Origin of the sequence: Streptomyces sp. NPDC057623, assembly GCF_042800355.1 — a bacterium.
Classification (GTDB): domain Bacteria; phylum Actinomycetota; class Actinomycetes; order Streptomycetales; family Streptomycetaceae; genus Streptomyces.
Genome location: NZ_JBHVGZ010000033.1, coordinates 54,015 through 68,375, shown reverse-complemented (window position 1 = coordinate 68,375; position 14,361 = coordinate 54,015). Strand labels below are relative to the sequence as shown.

Below are 14,361 nucleotides of genomic sequence, written 5' to 3'. Positions count from 1 at the left end.
GGTGTACGTAACTAGCATGGTGTGCGAGGTGATGATCGATGGCGGGCAAGGCGGCCGAGCCTGGAGTGATCTGGGCACGACCCGAGCGGACGGGGCGCGGGCCCAGGCCCGCGTTCACACGTGCGGACATCGCGGCCGCGGCGGTGCGGATCGCCGACACCGGCGGGCTGGACGCCGTGTCCATGCGGCATGTCGCGGCCGAGCTGGGCTGCGGGACGATGTCGCTGTACAACTACGTCCCCCGCAAGGAGGACCTGTACGAGCTGATGATCGACGCGATCGGTGCCGAGCACGAGATCCGGGAGCCCTCGGGCGACTGGCGGGCGGACATGATCGGCAACGCGGAGGAGACGCGCGCCATCATGCACCGCCACACCTGGGTGCCCCGGCTGATGTCAGGGGTGTACGGCTTCAGTCCCAACACCCTGCGCTACCTGGAGCACTGCCTGGCCTGTCTGGAGCCGCTCGACGTGCCGTACAGCGTGAAGATGGAGCTGGTCGCCCTGCTGAACGGCGTGGTGACGACGTACACCGCGAACGAGATCGCCACCGCCGAGCGCACCCGTGCCATGCCCTGGTCCGAGGAGGAGGAGAACGCGGTCCGCATCGCCTACCTCGGCGGCCAGGTCGCCACCGGCAAGTATCCGCGCCTCGCCGCGGCCTTCATGGCGGACAGTGGGCCGATCGATCTGGAGGCGGTCTTCAGGCGGGCGCTCGAACGGGTGCTGGACGCCTTCGACCCCGGCGTGCGTTAGATCAGCGCGAGCTGTCCTTCCGGCCCCTCCTCGTGCCCGTCCAGCACCGAGGCGGGCCTGCGGGCCGACTCCGGGACCGGAAGCACGCCGGCCTTGCGCAGATCGGCTGCCGTGATGGGGGACGTCGACTCCACGTGGAGAGGCGGGAGTTCGGCCAGCAGGGCCAGCACCGTGATCAGCTCCAGCAGCTCCGACGTCCACGTCTGCGGCCAGGTCGCCGGGCGGATCGCCGCCAGGGTGCCCGGCTCGCTCTCCGTGACACGGGCCGTGAACCACTGCTCCAGGATCTTCACGCCGGCCACCTCGAAGTCCCAGGCCTCCGGTGGGACCGGTGAGACACGGCCCTCGTCCAGCAGCAGGGCTTCCTCGGCACGGTCGTACGCGATCGTCAGCGGGCGCGAGGGGAGCGGAGCGCGGACGTACGGGCGGCGGCCCCCTGGCAGCTTCGGGCGGTCGCCGTCACGGCGCATCAGCCGGAGCAGGCGGTGACCCGACTCCACGCCGCGCGACCACAGGCCGGGGTCCTCCGTGAGCGGGACGGTGAGGTCGGGGCGGGCGGCGGACAGGATCCAGGCGAGGACGTCCATCGGCGTGGGGGAGTGGCCCAGCCGGGAGGCCAGGTGCCTCAGCAGGCCCGGGGCGAGGTTGGGTTCCCCGGCCCCCGGGCGGCGGTAGAGGGGGCGGACGCGGCCCGGGCGCAGCAGCGGGAGCAGTGAGGTCGCCAGCAGCGGGGCGTCGGGCCTCTCCAGGACGAAGACCTGGTGCTCGTCCGCCACTCGCCACAGCTCGGGGCGGGCCGCGTCGATCAGGCGGTGGTCGGGGATCAGCCACTGTTCGTCGAAGGGGGCGTGCAGGACGCGTACCGGCTCCGGGCAGGGGCCGGCGGCGCGGATCAGCTTCTCCGTGCCGGCGGACCGGCCGGGCAGCCGGCCGACCGCCGAGTGCAGGGTGCGGGAACGACTCGGCTCCAGCAGGGCCTCCCGGTCCGGGCCCTCGGCCTTCACGAAGGCGTCCCAGCGGGCTTTCAGGGATGCCGCGTCGGGGCCCGTCGGCCACCCCCGGCCGAGCCGCGGCGGTGCGACGGACCACGGCATGAGGTCCGCCAGCAGCGGAGCGTCGTCGTGCGTCACGCTGGGCATCGTACGACCTGTCCGCGACACGCGGGTCAGTTGGCTTCCAAGGTCACCGTGAAGGAGAAGCGGTCGCCCCGGTAGTGGATGACCGCCGCGTCCAGCACGCGCCCCGCCTCGTCGTACGTCACGCCCGTGTAGTGCAGGATCGGGCTCAGCAGCGGGACCTGGAGCAGTCGTGCCGTCTCCGGGTCGGCCAGGCGGGCCTCGACCGTGTCCGTGATGCGGCTGATGTCCGCCCCGACGACATCCCGCAGCAGCTTGGTCATCGGCCAGCGGACGAGATCGTCGAGGTCGATGCGCGCGGCCAGTTCGGGGCGGACGTAGTTGCGGGCATGGTTGGTCGGCTCGCCCGTCTTGTCGTCGCTGCGGAGGCGGTGGTAGGTCGCCACCTCGTCGATGTCCGGGAAGAACTCGGCGACTTCGGCGGGCACGGGCTCCCTGCCGTGCCCCAGCAGCTCCGTCACCATGCCGGACTGCTGCGCCACGATCGCGTCCACCGAGCCGAGCAGCCGCACGGGGGCGCCCCGGCGGACGTCCGGCTCGATGAACGTGCCCCGTCTGCGGTGGCGCGTGATCAGGCCCTCGTCCTCCAGTTCCTTCAGCGCCTGCCGCATGGTCAGCACGCTCACGCCGTAGTGCTCCGCCAACTGCTCCTCGGTGGGCAGCCGCAGGGGGTCCTGCGGCCGACGGCCGAGTATCGAGGCGCGCAGCGACTGCGACACCTGGTACCAGAGCGGCAGCTTGCGGTTCAGGACGATGGAGTCCGGGGCGAAGGAGGTCACGGGGCCATCCGTACCGGTCGGGGATCTCTACGGCAAGGGGCGGAAGTGGCGCTCCAGGCCCTGCCAGACGTCGTCGTAACGCTGTTGCAGGTGGTCCGCACCGGCCGCCTGCGGGGTGAGCGTCACCGGCCAGCGGGTCTCGAACATGAAGGCCAGTCCGTCGTCGATCTTCTGCGGCTTCAGCTCGGCCGCGCTCGCCCGGTCGAACGTGTCCCGGTCCGGGCCGTGCGCCGACATCATGTTGTGCAGCGAGCCGCCGCCGGGCACGAAGCCCTCCGCCTTCGCGTCGTAGGCGCCCTCGACGAGGCCCATGTACTCGCTCATCACGTTCCGGTGGAAGTACGGCGGCCGGAAGGTGTCCTCGCCCACCAGCCAGCGCGGCGCGAAGACCACGAAGTCGACCCCGGCCAGGCCCGGGGTGTCGGACGGGGACGTGAGCACCGTGAAGATCGACGGGTCGGGGTGGTCGTAGGAGATGCTGCCGATCACATTGAAGCGGCGCAGGTCATAGACGTACGGCACATGGTTGCCGTGCCAGGCGACCACGTCGAGCGGTGAGTGGGCGTACATCGCCGTCCAGAGGTTGCCGCAGAACTTGTTGACCACCTCCACGGGCCCCTCGACGTCCTCGTACGCGGCGACCGGCGCCTGGAAGTCGCGTGCGCCCGCGAGTCCGTTGGCGCCGATCGGGCCGAGGTCGGGGAGGTGGAAGGGGGCCCCATAGTTCTCGCACACATAACCCCGGGCCGAGGCATCCAACAGCTCCACACGGAAGCGCACCCCACGCGGAATCAGGGCCACATGTGCCGGCTCCACATGCAGCAGCCCGAACTCCGTGTGCAGCAGCAGCCCGCCGCGCTCCGGCACGATCAGCAGCTCGCCGTCGGCGTCGCTGAAGACGCGGTCCATGGAGGAGTTGGCGTGATACAGGTGCACGGCCATACCGGTGCGCTGCGTCGCGTCGCCGTTGCCGCCCAGGGTCCACAGGCCGGCGAGGAAGTCGGTCCCGGGCGCGGGCTCGGGCAGGGGGTTCCAGCGCAGCCGGTTCGGATCCGGCACGGACTCCGTGAAGGGCGCCGTACGGATCGCGCCGTTGTCGGTGCGCGTGAAAGCCGGGTGCGCGGCCGACGGGTGGATGCGGTACAGCCACGAGCGGCGGTTGTGGGCCCTCGGTTCGGTGAACGCCGTGCCGCTCAGCTGCTCCGCGTACAGGCCCAGCGGGGCGCGCTGGGGTGAGTTGCGGCCCTCGGGGAGGGCGCCGGGCAGCGCCTGCGAGCTGTGCTCATTGCCGAAACCGGAGAGGTAGGTCAGCCCTTCCGCGGTCTTCCGCGCTCCCCCGTGCTCGAACACGCTCGCGCGGGAGGTGACCCCATCGCTCATGATCGCTCCTTCGAGATCTGATTCCTATGGTCAACCGTAGGATTGCGGTTTCGCAAGCGCAAGAGACCCGTGGTACCTCCCCTGTGAGGACTACGAGAACCGGACGCGAACCAGACTTCAGGGGGATCCGGCTGTCGGACCGGTGTTCTAGTCTCGCGGGCATGTCGTGGACGCGGACCCTGCTCGGCTCGCTCGCGGTCTGTGTCCTGCTGCTGACCGGAACCGTGGGCTGCGGCTCCGACGCTGCCCGCGACCAGGGGGAGAACGCGGCGTCGCCGTCCCCGGTGGGCAAGGTCCTCGACGACACCGACGACGACGGACGGCACTACCGCGAGGTGGACGAGGGCGAGGCGCCCGAGGTCGGCATCGAGGTGCAGCCGGACCCGGACAGCGGTGGCAGCTGGGACGTACGGCTGAGCGTCCGCAATTTCCGCTTCTCGCCCGCCGGCGCGGGGGCCCGGGCGGTCGCCGGACGCGGCCTCGCGTACCTCTTCGTGGACGACCGCCTCGTCACCAGGCTGCGCACCCCCGGGTACCGCCTCCCGGCCGACCTCGTCCCGCGCGGCACCCACCAGGTCACCGTGCGCCTGTACGCCGACGACGGCACGGTGTGGGCGGTGGGCGACGGCCCCGTCGAGAGCACGGCGGACATCACGGCCTCGGAAGCGGAGGCGACCGTGACGTCGTCGCCGTCCCCCGCGGCACTGAGTGTGCCGGGTGCCCGTCTCCGTACTGGGGGTCGATGTTCCCCGGAGCGAGCCGGAAAGGCATGATGAAGACCGTGCCCCACCCAGAAACGCTACGCCGGGCGCCCGTGCAGCGGCGCAGCGCCGAACGGCTCACCAGGATCCTCGACGCCTGCGCCGACCTCCTCGACGAGGTCGGCTACGACGACCTGAGCACCCGGGCCGTCGCCCAGCGCGCCGGCGTCCCCATCGGCTCCGTCTACCGGTTCTTCGGCAACAAGCGCCAGATGGCCGACGCGCTCGCCCAGCGCAACCTGGAGCGCTACACCGCCCGCGTCACCGAGCGCCTGAAGGAGACCGCCGACGGAGGCTGGCAGGCGGCGATGGACGCCGTACTCGACGAGTACCTCGCCATGAAGCGCACCGCGCCCGGGTTCTCCCTCGTCGACTTCGGCAACCAGATCCCCGTCGGCACCCGGGGCGAGCCCAACACCCGCGTCGCCGACCGCCTCACCGACCTGCTCTCCGGCTACCTCGGCCGCGAACCCGACGACGACCTGCGCCGCACCTTCCTCATCGCCGTCGAAACCGCCGACACCCTGGTCCACCTCGCCTTCCGGATGGCCCCGGAGGGCGACGACCGGATCATCGAGGAGGCACGGGAGATGCTGCGGGCGTATCTGGCGCGCGTGCTGGACTGACGGCGCCGCGCTGCCGGGTCCGGCCCGGCAGACGTACGTCGTCACCGCCGAACCACCTCCTCGCGTCCAGGGCTCCCCTCCCGGCATACCGCTCGGTATGCTCGGCCCTGAACCGCGCGTCATCGTCGCCGCCCCCTCCAGGAGGACCCGTGTCCCGCACCGCACTGCGCATCTGCCCCCTGTGCGAGGCCACCTGCGGCCTGACCCTCACCATCGAAGGGACCGCGGTCACCCGGGCCCGCGGTGATCGCGACGATGTGTTCAGCAAGGGGTTCATCTGCCCCAAGGGCGCCTCCTTCGGGGCCGTCGACGGCGACCCCGACCGGCTGCGCACCCCGCTCGTGCGCAAGGACGGCGAACTGCGCGAGGCCACCTGGGAGGAGGCGTTCGACGCGGTCGCCGCCGGTATCCGCCCGGTCGTCGAGCGGTACGGGCCGAACTCGGTGGGCGTCGTGCTCGGCAACCCCAACGTGCACACCGTGGCCGGGGCGCTCTATCCGCCGGTCCTGCTCGCCGGCCTGCGCACCCGCAGCGTCTTCACCGCCTCCACGGTCGACCAGATGCCCAAGCACGTCTCCAGCGGACTGCTCTACGGCGACGCCCTCGCGATCCCCGTACCGGACCTGGACCGCACCGACCATCTCCTCCTCATCGGCGCCAACCCGCTGGAGTCCAACGGCAGCCTCTGCACCGCCCCCGACTTCCCGGGCAAGCTGAAGGCGCTCAAGGCCCGCGGGGGCACCCTCACCGTCATCGACCCGCGCCGCACCCGCACCGCCAGGCTCGCCGACCGGCACATCCCGATCCGGCCCGGCACGGACGCGCTGCTCCTCGCGGCGATGGCGTACACCCTCTTCGAGGAAGACCTCGTCGACCTCGGGGATCTCGCGCCCCACGTGGACGGCGTCGACGAACTCCGCGCGGTCATCGGCGACTTCGCCCCCGAAGCCGTCGCCGACGCCTGTGACGTGGAGGCCGGCACGATCCGCGTCCTCGCCCGCGAACTCGCCGCCGCCCCCACCGCCGCCGTCTACGGCCGCATCGGCAGCTGCACCGTCCCGCACGGCACCCTGGCCAGCTGGCTCGTCGACGTCCTCAACATCCTCACCGGCAACCTCGACCGCCCCGGCGGTGCCCTCTTCCCGCAGGCGGCGACCGACAAGACGCCCCGCCCCGCCGGGCCCGGCCGCGGCTTCGCGCTCGGGCGCTGGCACTCCCGGGTGAGCCGGCACCCCGAGGCCAAGGGCGAGCTGCCGCTCTCCGCGCTCGCCGAGGAGATCGACACCGCGACCGAGGAGGGCGAGCCGATCCGGGCCGTGATCGCCGTCGCCGCCAACCCGGTGCTGTCGTCCCCGGACGGCGACCGGCTCGACAAGGCCCTCGGCTCGCTCGACTTCATGGTCAGCGTCGACCCGTATCTCAACGAGACCTCGCGCCACGCCGACGTCGTGCTGCCGCCGCCCCCGCCCTCGCAGAGCCCGCACCACGACTACGCCCTCAACACCCTCGCGGTCCGCAACCAGGCGCGCTACACCCGGCCCGCCGTCCCGCTGGAGGCCGGACGGAGGGCCGAGGCCGAGATCCTGGCCCGGTTGGTCCTCGCCGCCACCGGGATGCACGGCGCCGACCCGTCCGCCGTCGACGACCTGGTCATCGGCCAGACCCTCGGCAAGGCCGTCAAGGAGGCGCACTCGCCCGTGCACGGCCGGGAGCCGGGCGAACTCGCCGCGCTGCTCACCGGAGTGAGCGGCCCCGAGCGGCGCCTCGACATGATGCTGCGCCTGGGCCCGTACGGCGACGGCTTCGGCGTACGGCAGGACGGGCTGAGCCTGGAGCGGCTGCTCGCGCATCCGCACGGCATCGACCTCGGGCCGCTCGGGTCCCGGCTCCCGCAGCCCCTGAAGACCGTCAGCGGCAAGGTGGAGCTGCTGCCGGGACCCATCGCCGACGACCTGCCCCGCCTCAGGGCGGCCCTGCGCGAGCGGGCCGGCGGACTCGTCCTGGTCGGCCGCCGTCATCTGCGGTCCAACAACAGCTGGATGCACAACGTGCCCGTCCTCACCGGCGGCTCCAACCGCTGCACCCTGCACATCCATCCCGAGGACGCCGCTCGGCTCGGCGTCCGGGACGGGGCGGCCGTACGCCTGAAGGGCGCCGGGGGAGAGGTGACCGCCCCCGCCGAGGTCACCGACGGCGTGCGTCCGGGCGTGGTGAGCCTGCCGCACGGCTGGGGCCATGACCGCCCCGGCACCCGCCTCAGCCACGCCGCCACCGACCCCGGCGTCAACGTCAACCAGCTCCTCGACGGCAGCCTGCTCGACCCGCTGTCGGGCAACGCGGTGCTCAACGGGATACCCGTCGAAGTGGTCCCGATGGCCGAAAAGATCACGGCTCTGACCTGAGCAAAGCTCTGACCTGGAGTTTTGCGCTTATTGCTCGCATGTCAACGTCTTGTTAACGCTGTTTGAAGGGACCTAACGTCGTCCCACCGCCGGCCCTGGTGGGTCGTTCAAGGGCGAACGTTAGGTATCCACTCATGCTGACCATCCTTGGCTTCGCCATGATCGCGACCTTCCTGGTCCTGATCATGATGAAGAAGATGTCGCCGATCGCGGCGCTCGTGCTGATCCCGGCACTGTTCTGCGTCTTCGTCGGGAAGGGCGCCAAGCTCGGTGACTACGTCATCGAAGGCGTCACCAGCCTCGCCCCCACGGCGGCGATGCTCATGTTCGCGATCGTCTACTTCGGTGTGATGATCGACGTCGGTCTCTTCGACCCGATCGTCCGAGGGATCCTGAAGTTCGCCAAGGCCGACCCGATGCGGATCGTCGTCGGCACGGCGATCCTCGCCGCGATCGTCTCCCTCGATGGCGACGGCTCGACCACCTTCATGATCACGGTCTCGGCGATGTACCCGCTGTACAAGCGCCTGAAGATGAGCCTGGTCGTGATGACCGGTGTGGCCGCGATGGCCAACGGCGTGATGAACACCCTGCCGTGGGGCGGCCCGACCGCCCGCGCCGCCACCGCGCTGAAGGTGGACGCCAGCGACATCTTCGTCCCGATGATCCCGGCCCTCGCCGTCGGCCTGCTGGCCGTCATCGTCCTCTCGTACTTCCTCGGTCTGCGCGAGCGCAAGCGGCTCGGCGTGCTCACCCTGGACCAGGTCCTGGTGGAGGAGAGGGCCGAGGAGAAGTCGGCGGAGACGGTCCTGGTCGGCGCCGGCTCCGGTGCCGACGGCACGGGCAAGGGCGCGGTCGCCACCGGCGGCTCCGGCTCCGGCTCCGGCACCGACGCCGAGGAAGAGGACGAGGACGAGAAGAAGCGCTTCCAGGTCCTCGACCCGAACCGCCCCACCCTGCGCCCCAAGCTCTACTGGTTCAACGCGCTGCTCACGGTCGCCCTGCTCACCTGCATGATCATGGAGTGGCTGCCGATCCCGGTGCTGTTCCTGCTCGGTGCCGCGCTCGCGCTCACCGTGAACTTCCCGCACATCCCGGACCAGAAGGCCCGCCTGGCCGCCCACGCCGACAACGTCCTCAACGTCTCCGGCATGGTCTTCGCCGCCGCCGTCTTCACCGGCGTCCTCCAGGGCACCGGCATGGTGGACCACATGGCCAGGTGGATGGTGGACGTGATCCCCGAGGGCATGGGCCCGCACATGGCCCTGGTCACCGGCGTGCTGAGCCTCCCGCTCACCTACTTCATGTCGAACGACGGCTTCTACTTCGGCGTCCTCCCGGTCCTCGCCGAGGCCGGCGCGGCGCACGGCGTCACCCCGCTGGAGATGGCCCGCGCCTCCCTGGTCGGCCAGCCGCTGCACATGTCGAGCCCGCTCGTCCCGGCCGTGTACGTCCTGGTCGGCATGGCCAAGGTGGAGTTCGGCGACCACACCAAGTTCGTGGTGAAGTGGGCGGCGCTCACCTGCCTGGTCATCCTCGCGGCCGGACTGCTCTTCGGAATCATCTGACCCGCACGCACCGCATCGTCCGGGAACGGTCCGCAACGGCCGGCACCGTTCCGGGCCGCTCCGGGATTCCTGGGAGGACACGACCATGGCGCCCGGTGGGAACCGCGGCTGGCTGCTCCGCCTCGTCATCGCCTTCAGCTTCGCGCAGGGGGCGGTGTCGATGGCGCGGCCCGCCGTCTCCTACCGGGCTCTGGCGTTGGGTGCGGACGAGCGGGCCATCGGCGTGATCGCGGGGGTCTACGCCCTGCTCCCGCTGTTCGCCGCCGTCCCGCTGGGCCGCCGCACCGACCACGGCCGCTGTGCGCCGCTGCTGCCCGTCGGCGTCGTCCTGATATCCGGGGGCTGCGCGCTGAGCGGCCTGGCGGGCTCCCTGTGGGCGATGGCGATCTGGAGCGGGGTGATGGGCCTCGGTCACCTCAGCTTCGTCATCGGTGCCCAGTCCCTGGTCGCCCGCCAGTCCGCCCCGCACGAACAGGACCGCAACTTCGGCCACTTCACCATCGGTGCCTCGCTCGGCCAGCTGATCGGCCCGATCGCCGCCGGCGCGCTGATCGGCGGCCGGGACATGGCGGGGACCAGCGCACTCGCCCTGCTGGTGGCGGGCGCGGGCGGCGCCGTCGCGCTCACCTCGCTGTGGCGCATAGAGAGCCGTACGACGGCCGGGTCCCGCGAGGAACGCGGCGACCGCGTCCCCGTCCAGCGCATCCTGCGCGCCCGGGGCGTGCCCGCCGGCATCTTCATCAGCCTCGCCGTGCTGTCCGCCACCGACATCCTCACCGCCTACCTCCCGGTGGTCGGCGAGCACCGGGGCATCGCCCCGTCCGTGATCGGCCTCCTGCTCAGCCTGCGCGCGGCGGCCACCATCGCCTGCCGCCTGGTCCTGACGCCCCTGCTGCGGCTGCTGGGCCGGTCCCTGCTGCTGACGGTGACCTGTCTGCTGGCCGCCCTGCTGTGCGCGGGGATCGCGCTGCCGGTGCCCGTGTGGGGGCTGGCCGTGATGCTGGCGGTGCTCGGCTTCTGCCTCGGTGTCGGACAGCCCCTGTCCATGACGACGGTCGTCCAGGCGGCCCCCGACGGCGCCCGCTCCACCGCCCTGGCCCTGCGCCTGACCGGCAACCGCCTCGGCCAGGTCGCCGCCCCGGCGTCGGCGGGCCTGGTCGCGGGCGTCGCGGGGGTGGCGGCGCCGTTCGTGATGCTGGGAGCGCTGTTGCTGGTGTCGGCGGCAACGGCGATGCGGGCGCCGTCGAGACCGGGGGGCGAGGCGGACGCCGGGAGGCGGGGCGGATCCGGCGCGATCTTGCGTCGAAAGAGTGGTATCTGATGGGCCGTTAGGCGCTGCTGCCAGGATTCGCCGGGCACATGTGAAAGAGAGTCAGACGAAGAGCGATTTGTACGAAAATCGTCTGACTCGGAGGACTCGCATGCCCACCACGCCTCTGCCACGCCGCGCCGGACTGCGTATCGCCGCCGTCACGGCGCTCACTGCCGCGCTCACCCCGCTCTCCGGGTTGCCGGCGGGAGCCGCGCCGATGGCCCCCGGGGACAACGGCACCCTCAAGATCCACACGGCGCCGTGGGACGGGGTCCAGCGCACGCCGTACGGTGACGCGATCGACGAGCCGCGGGTCTGCCGGTTCTACCTCGACGCGGCCGGCTTCGAGACCGTCGACGCCGTCACCTGGCGCATCGAGACCCAGCCGCCGGTGACGGGTGGTGCCACGCTCCGCGGGACCCTCAACCTCCCGAACGACACCGGCATCGGCCACACCGAGGACCAGAACCTGCCCGACGGGCAGTACCAGCTGTCCTGGTCGTTCGTGGGCATGACGGGTGCCGAGAGGCAGAAGACCTTCACGGTCGACTGCCGTGCCTCGATGTCGACGCCCGGCCCGCAGGGCGGTCCGCCCGCCGGCGGTGGCGGGATCGCCCGCGATGAGGCGTTCACCACGGTCGCCGGCGCGGGCGCCGTGGGCCTGGCCGCGGTGGGCGGGGTGATCTGGTTCCGGCTCCGTCGCCGCACGCATGGCGCGTAGAAGGCGGCGCAGGCCCTGGTACCGCAGGCGCGCCTACCGCCTGGCGAGGACGGCCGTGCTGACCGTCGCGCTGGTGGCGGTCGGCGTCCGGTGCGACCACCACAGGCCCGGAGCCGATGTGGCCGCTCCGGGCCCCGCCGAGACCTCCGAGGCCCGAGCCGCCGGCACCGGAGTCGGTGCCGGCGGGGAGGGCGCCCGTTCCGGCGCCGACTCCCGGCCGGGCGTCGCGGGTCCGGGCGAGGCGTCGCCCTGGCCCGCCGTCGGCACCGTGGGCCCGGCCTCGCCCGGCCCCGCCTCGCCCGGCCCCGCCTCGCCCGGCCCGGCCGGCACCGGCCGGGCGACCGAGAGCCCGGCCTCGCAACCCCCTCGCCCCACCCGCAGCGGGAAGGCCGACAAGGGCCGCCCCGCGCCCCGCCCCCTGCCCCGCTCCCGCGCGACCCGCCTGGTCATCCCCTTCGTCGGCATCGACGCCCCGCTCATCGACCTCCGCCTCGACAGCGAGCGGCGACTGCCCGCACCCCCGGAGGACGAGCCCGACATCGCCGGCTGGTACGCGGACGGGCCGTCACCCGGCGAGCAGGGCACCGCCGTCGCCGTGGGCCACCTCGACACCAACACCGGCACCGCCGTCTTCGGCGGACTCGGTGAACTCAAGCGTGGCAAACGCGTCGAGGTCCGGCGCGCCGACGGACGGACCGCCGTCTACTCCGTCGACGCCATCAAGTCCTACGAGAAGGACAAGTTCCCCAACGACGTGGTGTACGGCGCCCGGGCGCGCCCGGAGCTGCGGCTGATCACCTGTGGTGGCAACTACGACCGCAAGAGCGGCTACTCGGGCAACGTCGTGGTCTTCGCTCATCTCACCTCCACCCGTGAGGCTTCCGCGGGGTCCGGCAAGCGCTGAACAGGGTGGTCCGGTTTCTCACTTGCTGGACCGCCGCGCCCGATCCTGCCCGTCCCCTTCCCCCACCCGCACACATTCCGTTAGCTTCCGTGACTCACACGCCCCGTACGACCCGCACGAGGCGTTCGACCGCGGAGCAAATGAGCCCTCGGGGGCAGCCGTCATGACACGCGCCATATCTCTGCACGACGTGAGCAAGGCATACACGCGAGGCGTTCGCGTCGTGGAACGCTTCTCGCTGGACATCGAACCCGGCGAGTTCCTCGTCCTCCTCGGGCCCTCCGGCTGCGGCAAGTCCACCGTGCTCAGGATGATCGCCGGTCTGGAGGAGATCGACGAGGGCGACCTGCTGCTGGACGGCGAGTACGCCAACGACCTGCTGCCCGCCGCTCGGCGGATGGCGATGGTCTTCCAGAACTTCGCCCTCTACCCGAACATGACCAGCCGCGACAACATCGGCTTCCCCCTGCGCATCGAGGCACCCGGCGCGGACCCGCGCCCGCGCGTGGACACCACCGCCCGCATGCTGGGCATCGAGGACCTCCTCGACCGCTTCCCCGCCCAGCTCTCCGGCGGCGAACGCCAGCGTGTCGCCATGGGCCGGGCCATCGCCCGCCACCCCACCGCGTTCCTGATGGACGAACCGCTGTCCAACCTCGACGCCAAGCTCCGCAGCCACCTGCGCGCCGAGATCTCCGCCCTCACCCGCGAACTGGGCGTCACCACGGTGTACGTCACCCACGACCAGGCGGAGGCGATGTCCCTCGGCGACCGGGTGGCCGTCCTGCGCGGCGGCGTCCTCCAGCAGGTGGGCACCCCGCGTTCGGTGTACGCGCTGCCCCGCAACGTCTTCGTCGCCGCCTTCATCGGCACCCCGCGCATCAACCTCCTGCGCGGCGTCGTGCGCGCCCCCCTGGACGGGGCGATGACCATCAGCCTCGGCAAGCAGTACCTCCGCCTGCCCGAGCCCCTGACCCTGGACCACCAGTTGCTCCGCGTCCAGCAGGGGCGCGAGGTCATAGTGGGCCTGCGCTCGGAGGCGGTCCGGATCGCCGAGCCTGCCGCGGCCCGCCCGGGCGAGGTGCACATCACCGGCCTGGTCGAGCAGGTGGAGTTCCAGGGCCACGAGGTCCTCGTGCACTTCAACACCGGCTCGCGCCCCGCCGTCGTCCCCGACCTGGAGGCGCCGCGCCCCGTCCCCCCGGTCCGGCGCCGCCGCCGGGACGCCGGCACCGTGCTGGACCGGCTCCGCGGCCGGGCGGGCGCCCTGCGTGCCGGGCCCGTGGTGACGCTGGAGCATCCCGGCGACGCCGCCCCCGACCCGGCGCCGCCCGAGGGCCGTCTGCCCGGCGACCTCATCGTCCGCACCACGCCCGACTTCGAGCTCCGGCACGGCATGCAGGTCCCGCTCCTCGTCGACATCGCCCACCTGTTCGTCTTCGACCACCACGGTGAGCGGATCTGCCCGGATCCGGCCCGGCTGCCCGATCTGGAGGAGTGAAGTCCGCGAGGTATGGCTAGCTATGGGCCATGAACGTGCACTTCACCCGAACTCGGGCCGTCCTCGCCACCGTTGGGCTCCTGCTCGCCGTCGGGGCGCCGACCGCGTACGCCACTCTCGACGACGCGGACCCGCCCGCCCCCGCCGCGCCGCGGCGCGGAGATCCGTACGTCGAGACCCAGCTCTTCTTCGGCACCGCCCGGCCCGACGGCGGTCCGGCCGTCACCGACCGCCAGTTCATGGCCTTCGTCGACAAGGAGGTCACACCGGACTTCCCGGACGGGCTCACCATCCAGTCCGGGCGCGGACAGTGGCGGGACGCGAGCGGGACGATCGAGAAGGAACGGTCGTACGAGTTGATCCTGCTCTACCCGCGGGAACAGGCGCGGAGCAGCGACCGCAGGATCGAGGAGATCCGCCGGGCCTACCAGAAGACCTTCGGTCAGGAGGCGGTGGGGAGGGTGGACGACGAGGCGCGCGTCGACTTCTGATGTCATGGGACGTCTGGTGCATAAA

At 71.9% G+C, this 14,361-nt stretch carries 13 protein-coding genes; 10 read left to right on the top strand and 3 right to left on the bottom strand.

Annotated features, from left to right (window positions below; translation table 11 throughout):
* Positions 1–38: 38 nt before the first annotated feature.
* Positions 39–755 (top strand): TetR/AcrR family transcriptional regulator, encoded by a 717-nt coding sequence (locus ACFU95_RS28995; protein WP_383832966.1) that lies wholly within the window; start codon positions 39–41, stop codon positions 753–755.
* On the opposite strand, the gene ACFU95_RS28990 is transcribed toward ACFU95_RS28995, so the two are convergent.
* The 3 genes from ACFU95_RS28990 to hmgA are packed head-to-tail and all read right to left on the bottom strand — an operon-like array spanning position 752 to position 4,050.
* Positions 752–1,894: a type ISP restriction/modification enzyme gene (locus ACFU95_RS28990; RefSeq protein WP_383832964.1), complete on the bottom strand. Its 1,143-nt coding sequence runs from the start codon at positions 1,892–1,894 to the stop codon at positions 752–754. The two genes, ACFU95_RS28995 and ACFU95_RS28990, sit on opposite strands and share 4 nt — an antisense overlap.
* 26 nt (positions 1,895–1,920) lie before the next feature.
* Positions 1,921–2,670 (bottom strand): GntR family transcriptional regulator, encoded by a 750-nt coding sequence (locus ACFU95_RS28985; RefSeq protein WP_383832962.1) that lies wholly within the window; start codon positions 2,668–2,670, stop codon positions 1,921–1,923.
* A 27-nt stretch (positions 2,671–2,697) separates the two neighbouring features.
* Entirely contained in the window at positions 2,698–4,050 is a 1,353-nt protein-coding gene (gene hmgA, locus ACFU95_RS28980; RefSeq protein WP_383832960.1) for a homogentisate 1,2-dioxygenase, read from the bottom strand.
* Between the two features lie 161 nt (positions 4,051–4,211).
* Between hmgA and ACFU95_RS28975 the strand changes: the two genes are divergently transcribed.
* The 9 genes from ACFU95_RS28975 (at position 4,212) to ACFU95_RS28935 (ending at position 14,336) form a co-directional block, all read left to right on the top strand.
* Positions 4,212–4,823, top strand: coding sequence for a hypothetical protein (locus ACFU95_RS28975; RefSeq protein ID WP_383832958.1), 612 nt, complete (start codon positions 4,212–4,214; stop codon positions 4,821–4,823).
* Positions 4,823–5,437, top strand: a complete 615-nt coding sequence (locus ACFU95_RS28970) for a TetR family transcriptional regulator (protein ID WP_383833062.1) — start codon at positions 4,823–4,825, stop codon at positions 5,435–5,437. Before ACFU95_RS28975 ends, ACFU95_RS28970 begins: the two co-directional genes overlap by 1 nt.
* 149 nt (positions 5,438–5,586) lie before the next feature.
* On the top strand, positions 5,587–7,839 hold the full coding sequence (locus ACFU95_RS28965) for a molybdopterin oxidoreductase family protein (protein WP_383832956.1): 2,253 nt from the start codon (positions 5,587–5,589) through the stop codon (positions 7,837–7,839).
* Positions 7,840–7,973: 134 nt separating this feature from the next.
* On the top strand, positions 7,974–9,407 hold the full coding sequence (locus ACFU95_RS28960; protein ID WP_383832954.1) for a CitMHS family transporter: 1,434 nt from the start codon (positions 7,974–7,976) through the stop codon (positions 9,405–9,407).
* A gap of 85 nt (positions 9,408–9,492) precedes the next feature.
* On the top strand, positions 9,493–10,728 hold the full coding sequence (locus ACFU95_RS28955; RefSeq protein WP_383832952.1) for an MFS transporter: 1,236 nt from the start codon (positions 9,493–9,495) through the stop codon (positions 10,726–10,728).
* A gap of 100 nt (positions 10,729–10,828) precedes the next feature.
* Positions 10,829–11,440 carry a hypothetical protein gene (locus ACFU95_RS28950; protein ID WP_383832950.1) on the top strand — a complete coding sequence of 204 codons (612 nt, stop codon included), beginning with the start codon at positions 10,829–10,831 and terminating at the stop codon, positions 11,438–11,440.
* Positions 11,430–12,344 (top strand): class F sortase, encoded by a 915-nt coding sequence (locus tag ACFU95_RS28945; protein ID WP_383832948.1) that lies wholly within the window; start codon positions 11,430–11,432, stop codon positions 12,342–12,344. The genes ACFU95_RS28950 and ACFU95_RS28945 overlap by 11 nt, the downstream gene beginning before the upstream one ends.
* A 163-nt stretch (positions 12,345–12,507) precedes the next feature.
* The gene (locus ACFU95_RS28940) at positions 12,508–13,845 is read left to right on the top strand and encodes an ABC transporter ATP-binding protein (RefSeq protein ID WP_383832946.1); all 1,338 of its coding nucleotides are present in this window, start codon (positions 12,508–12,510) and stop codon (positions 13,843–13,845) included.
* A gap of 29 nt (positions 13,846–13,874) precedes the next feature.
* Entirely contained in the window at positions 13,875–14,336 is a 462-nt protein-coding gene (locus ACFU95_RS28935; RefSeq protein ID WP_383832944.1) for a DUF3574 domain-containing protein, read from the top strand.
* The last annotated feature ends 25 nt before the right edge of the window (positions 14,337–14,361 follow it).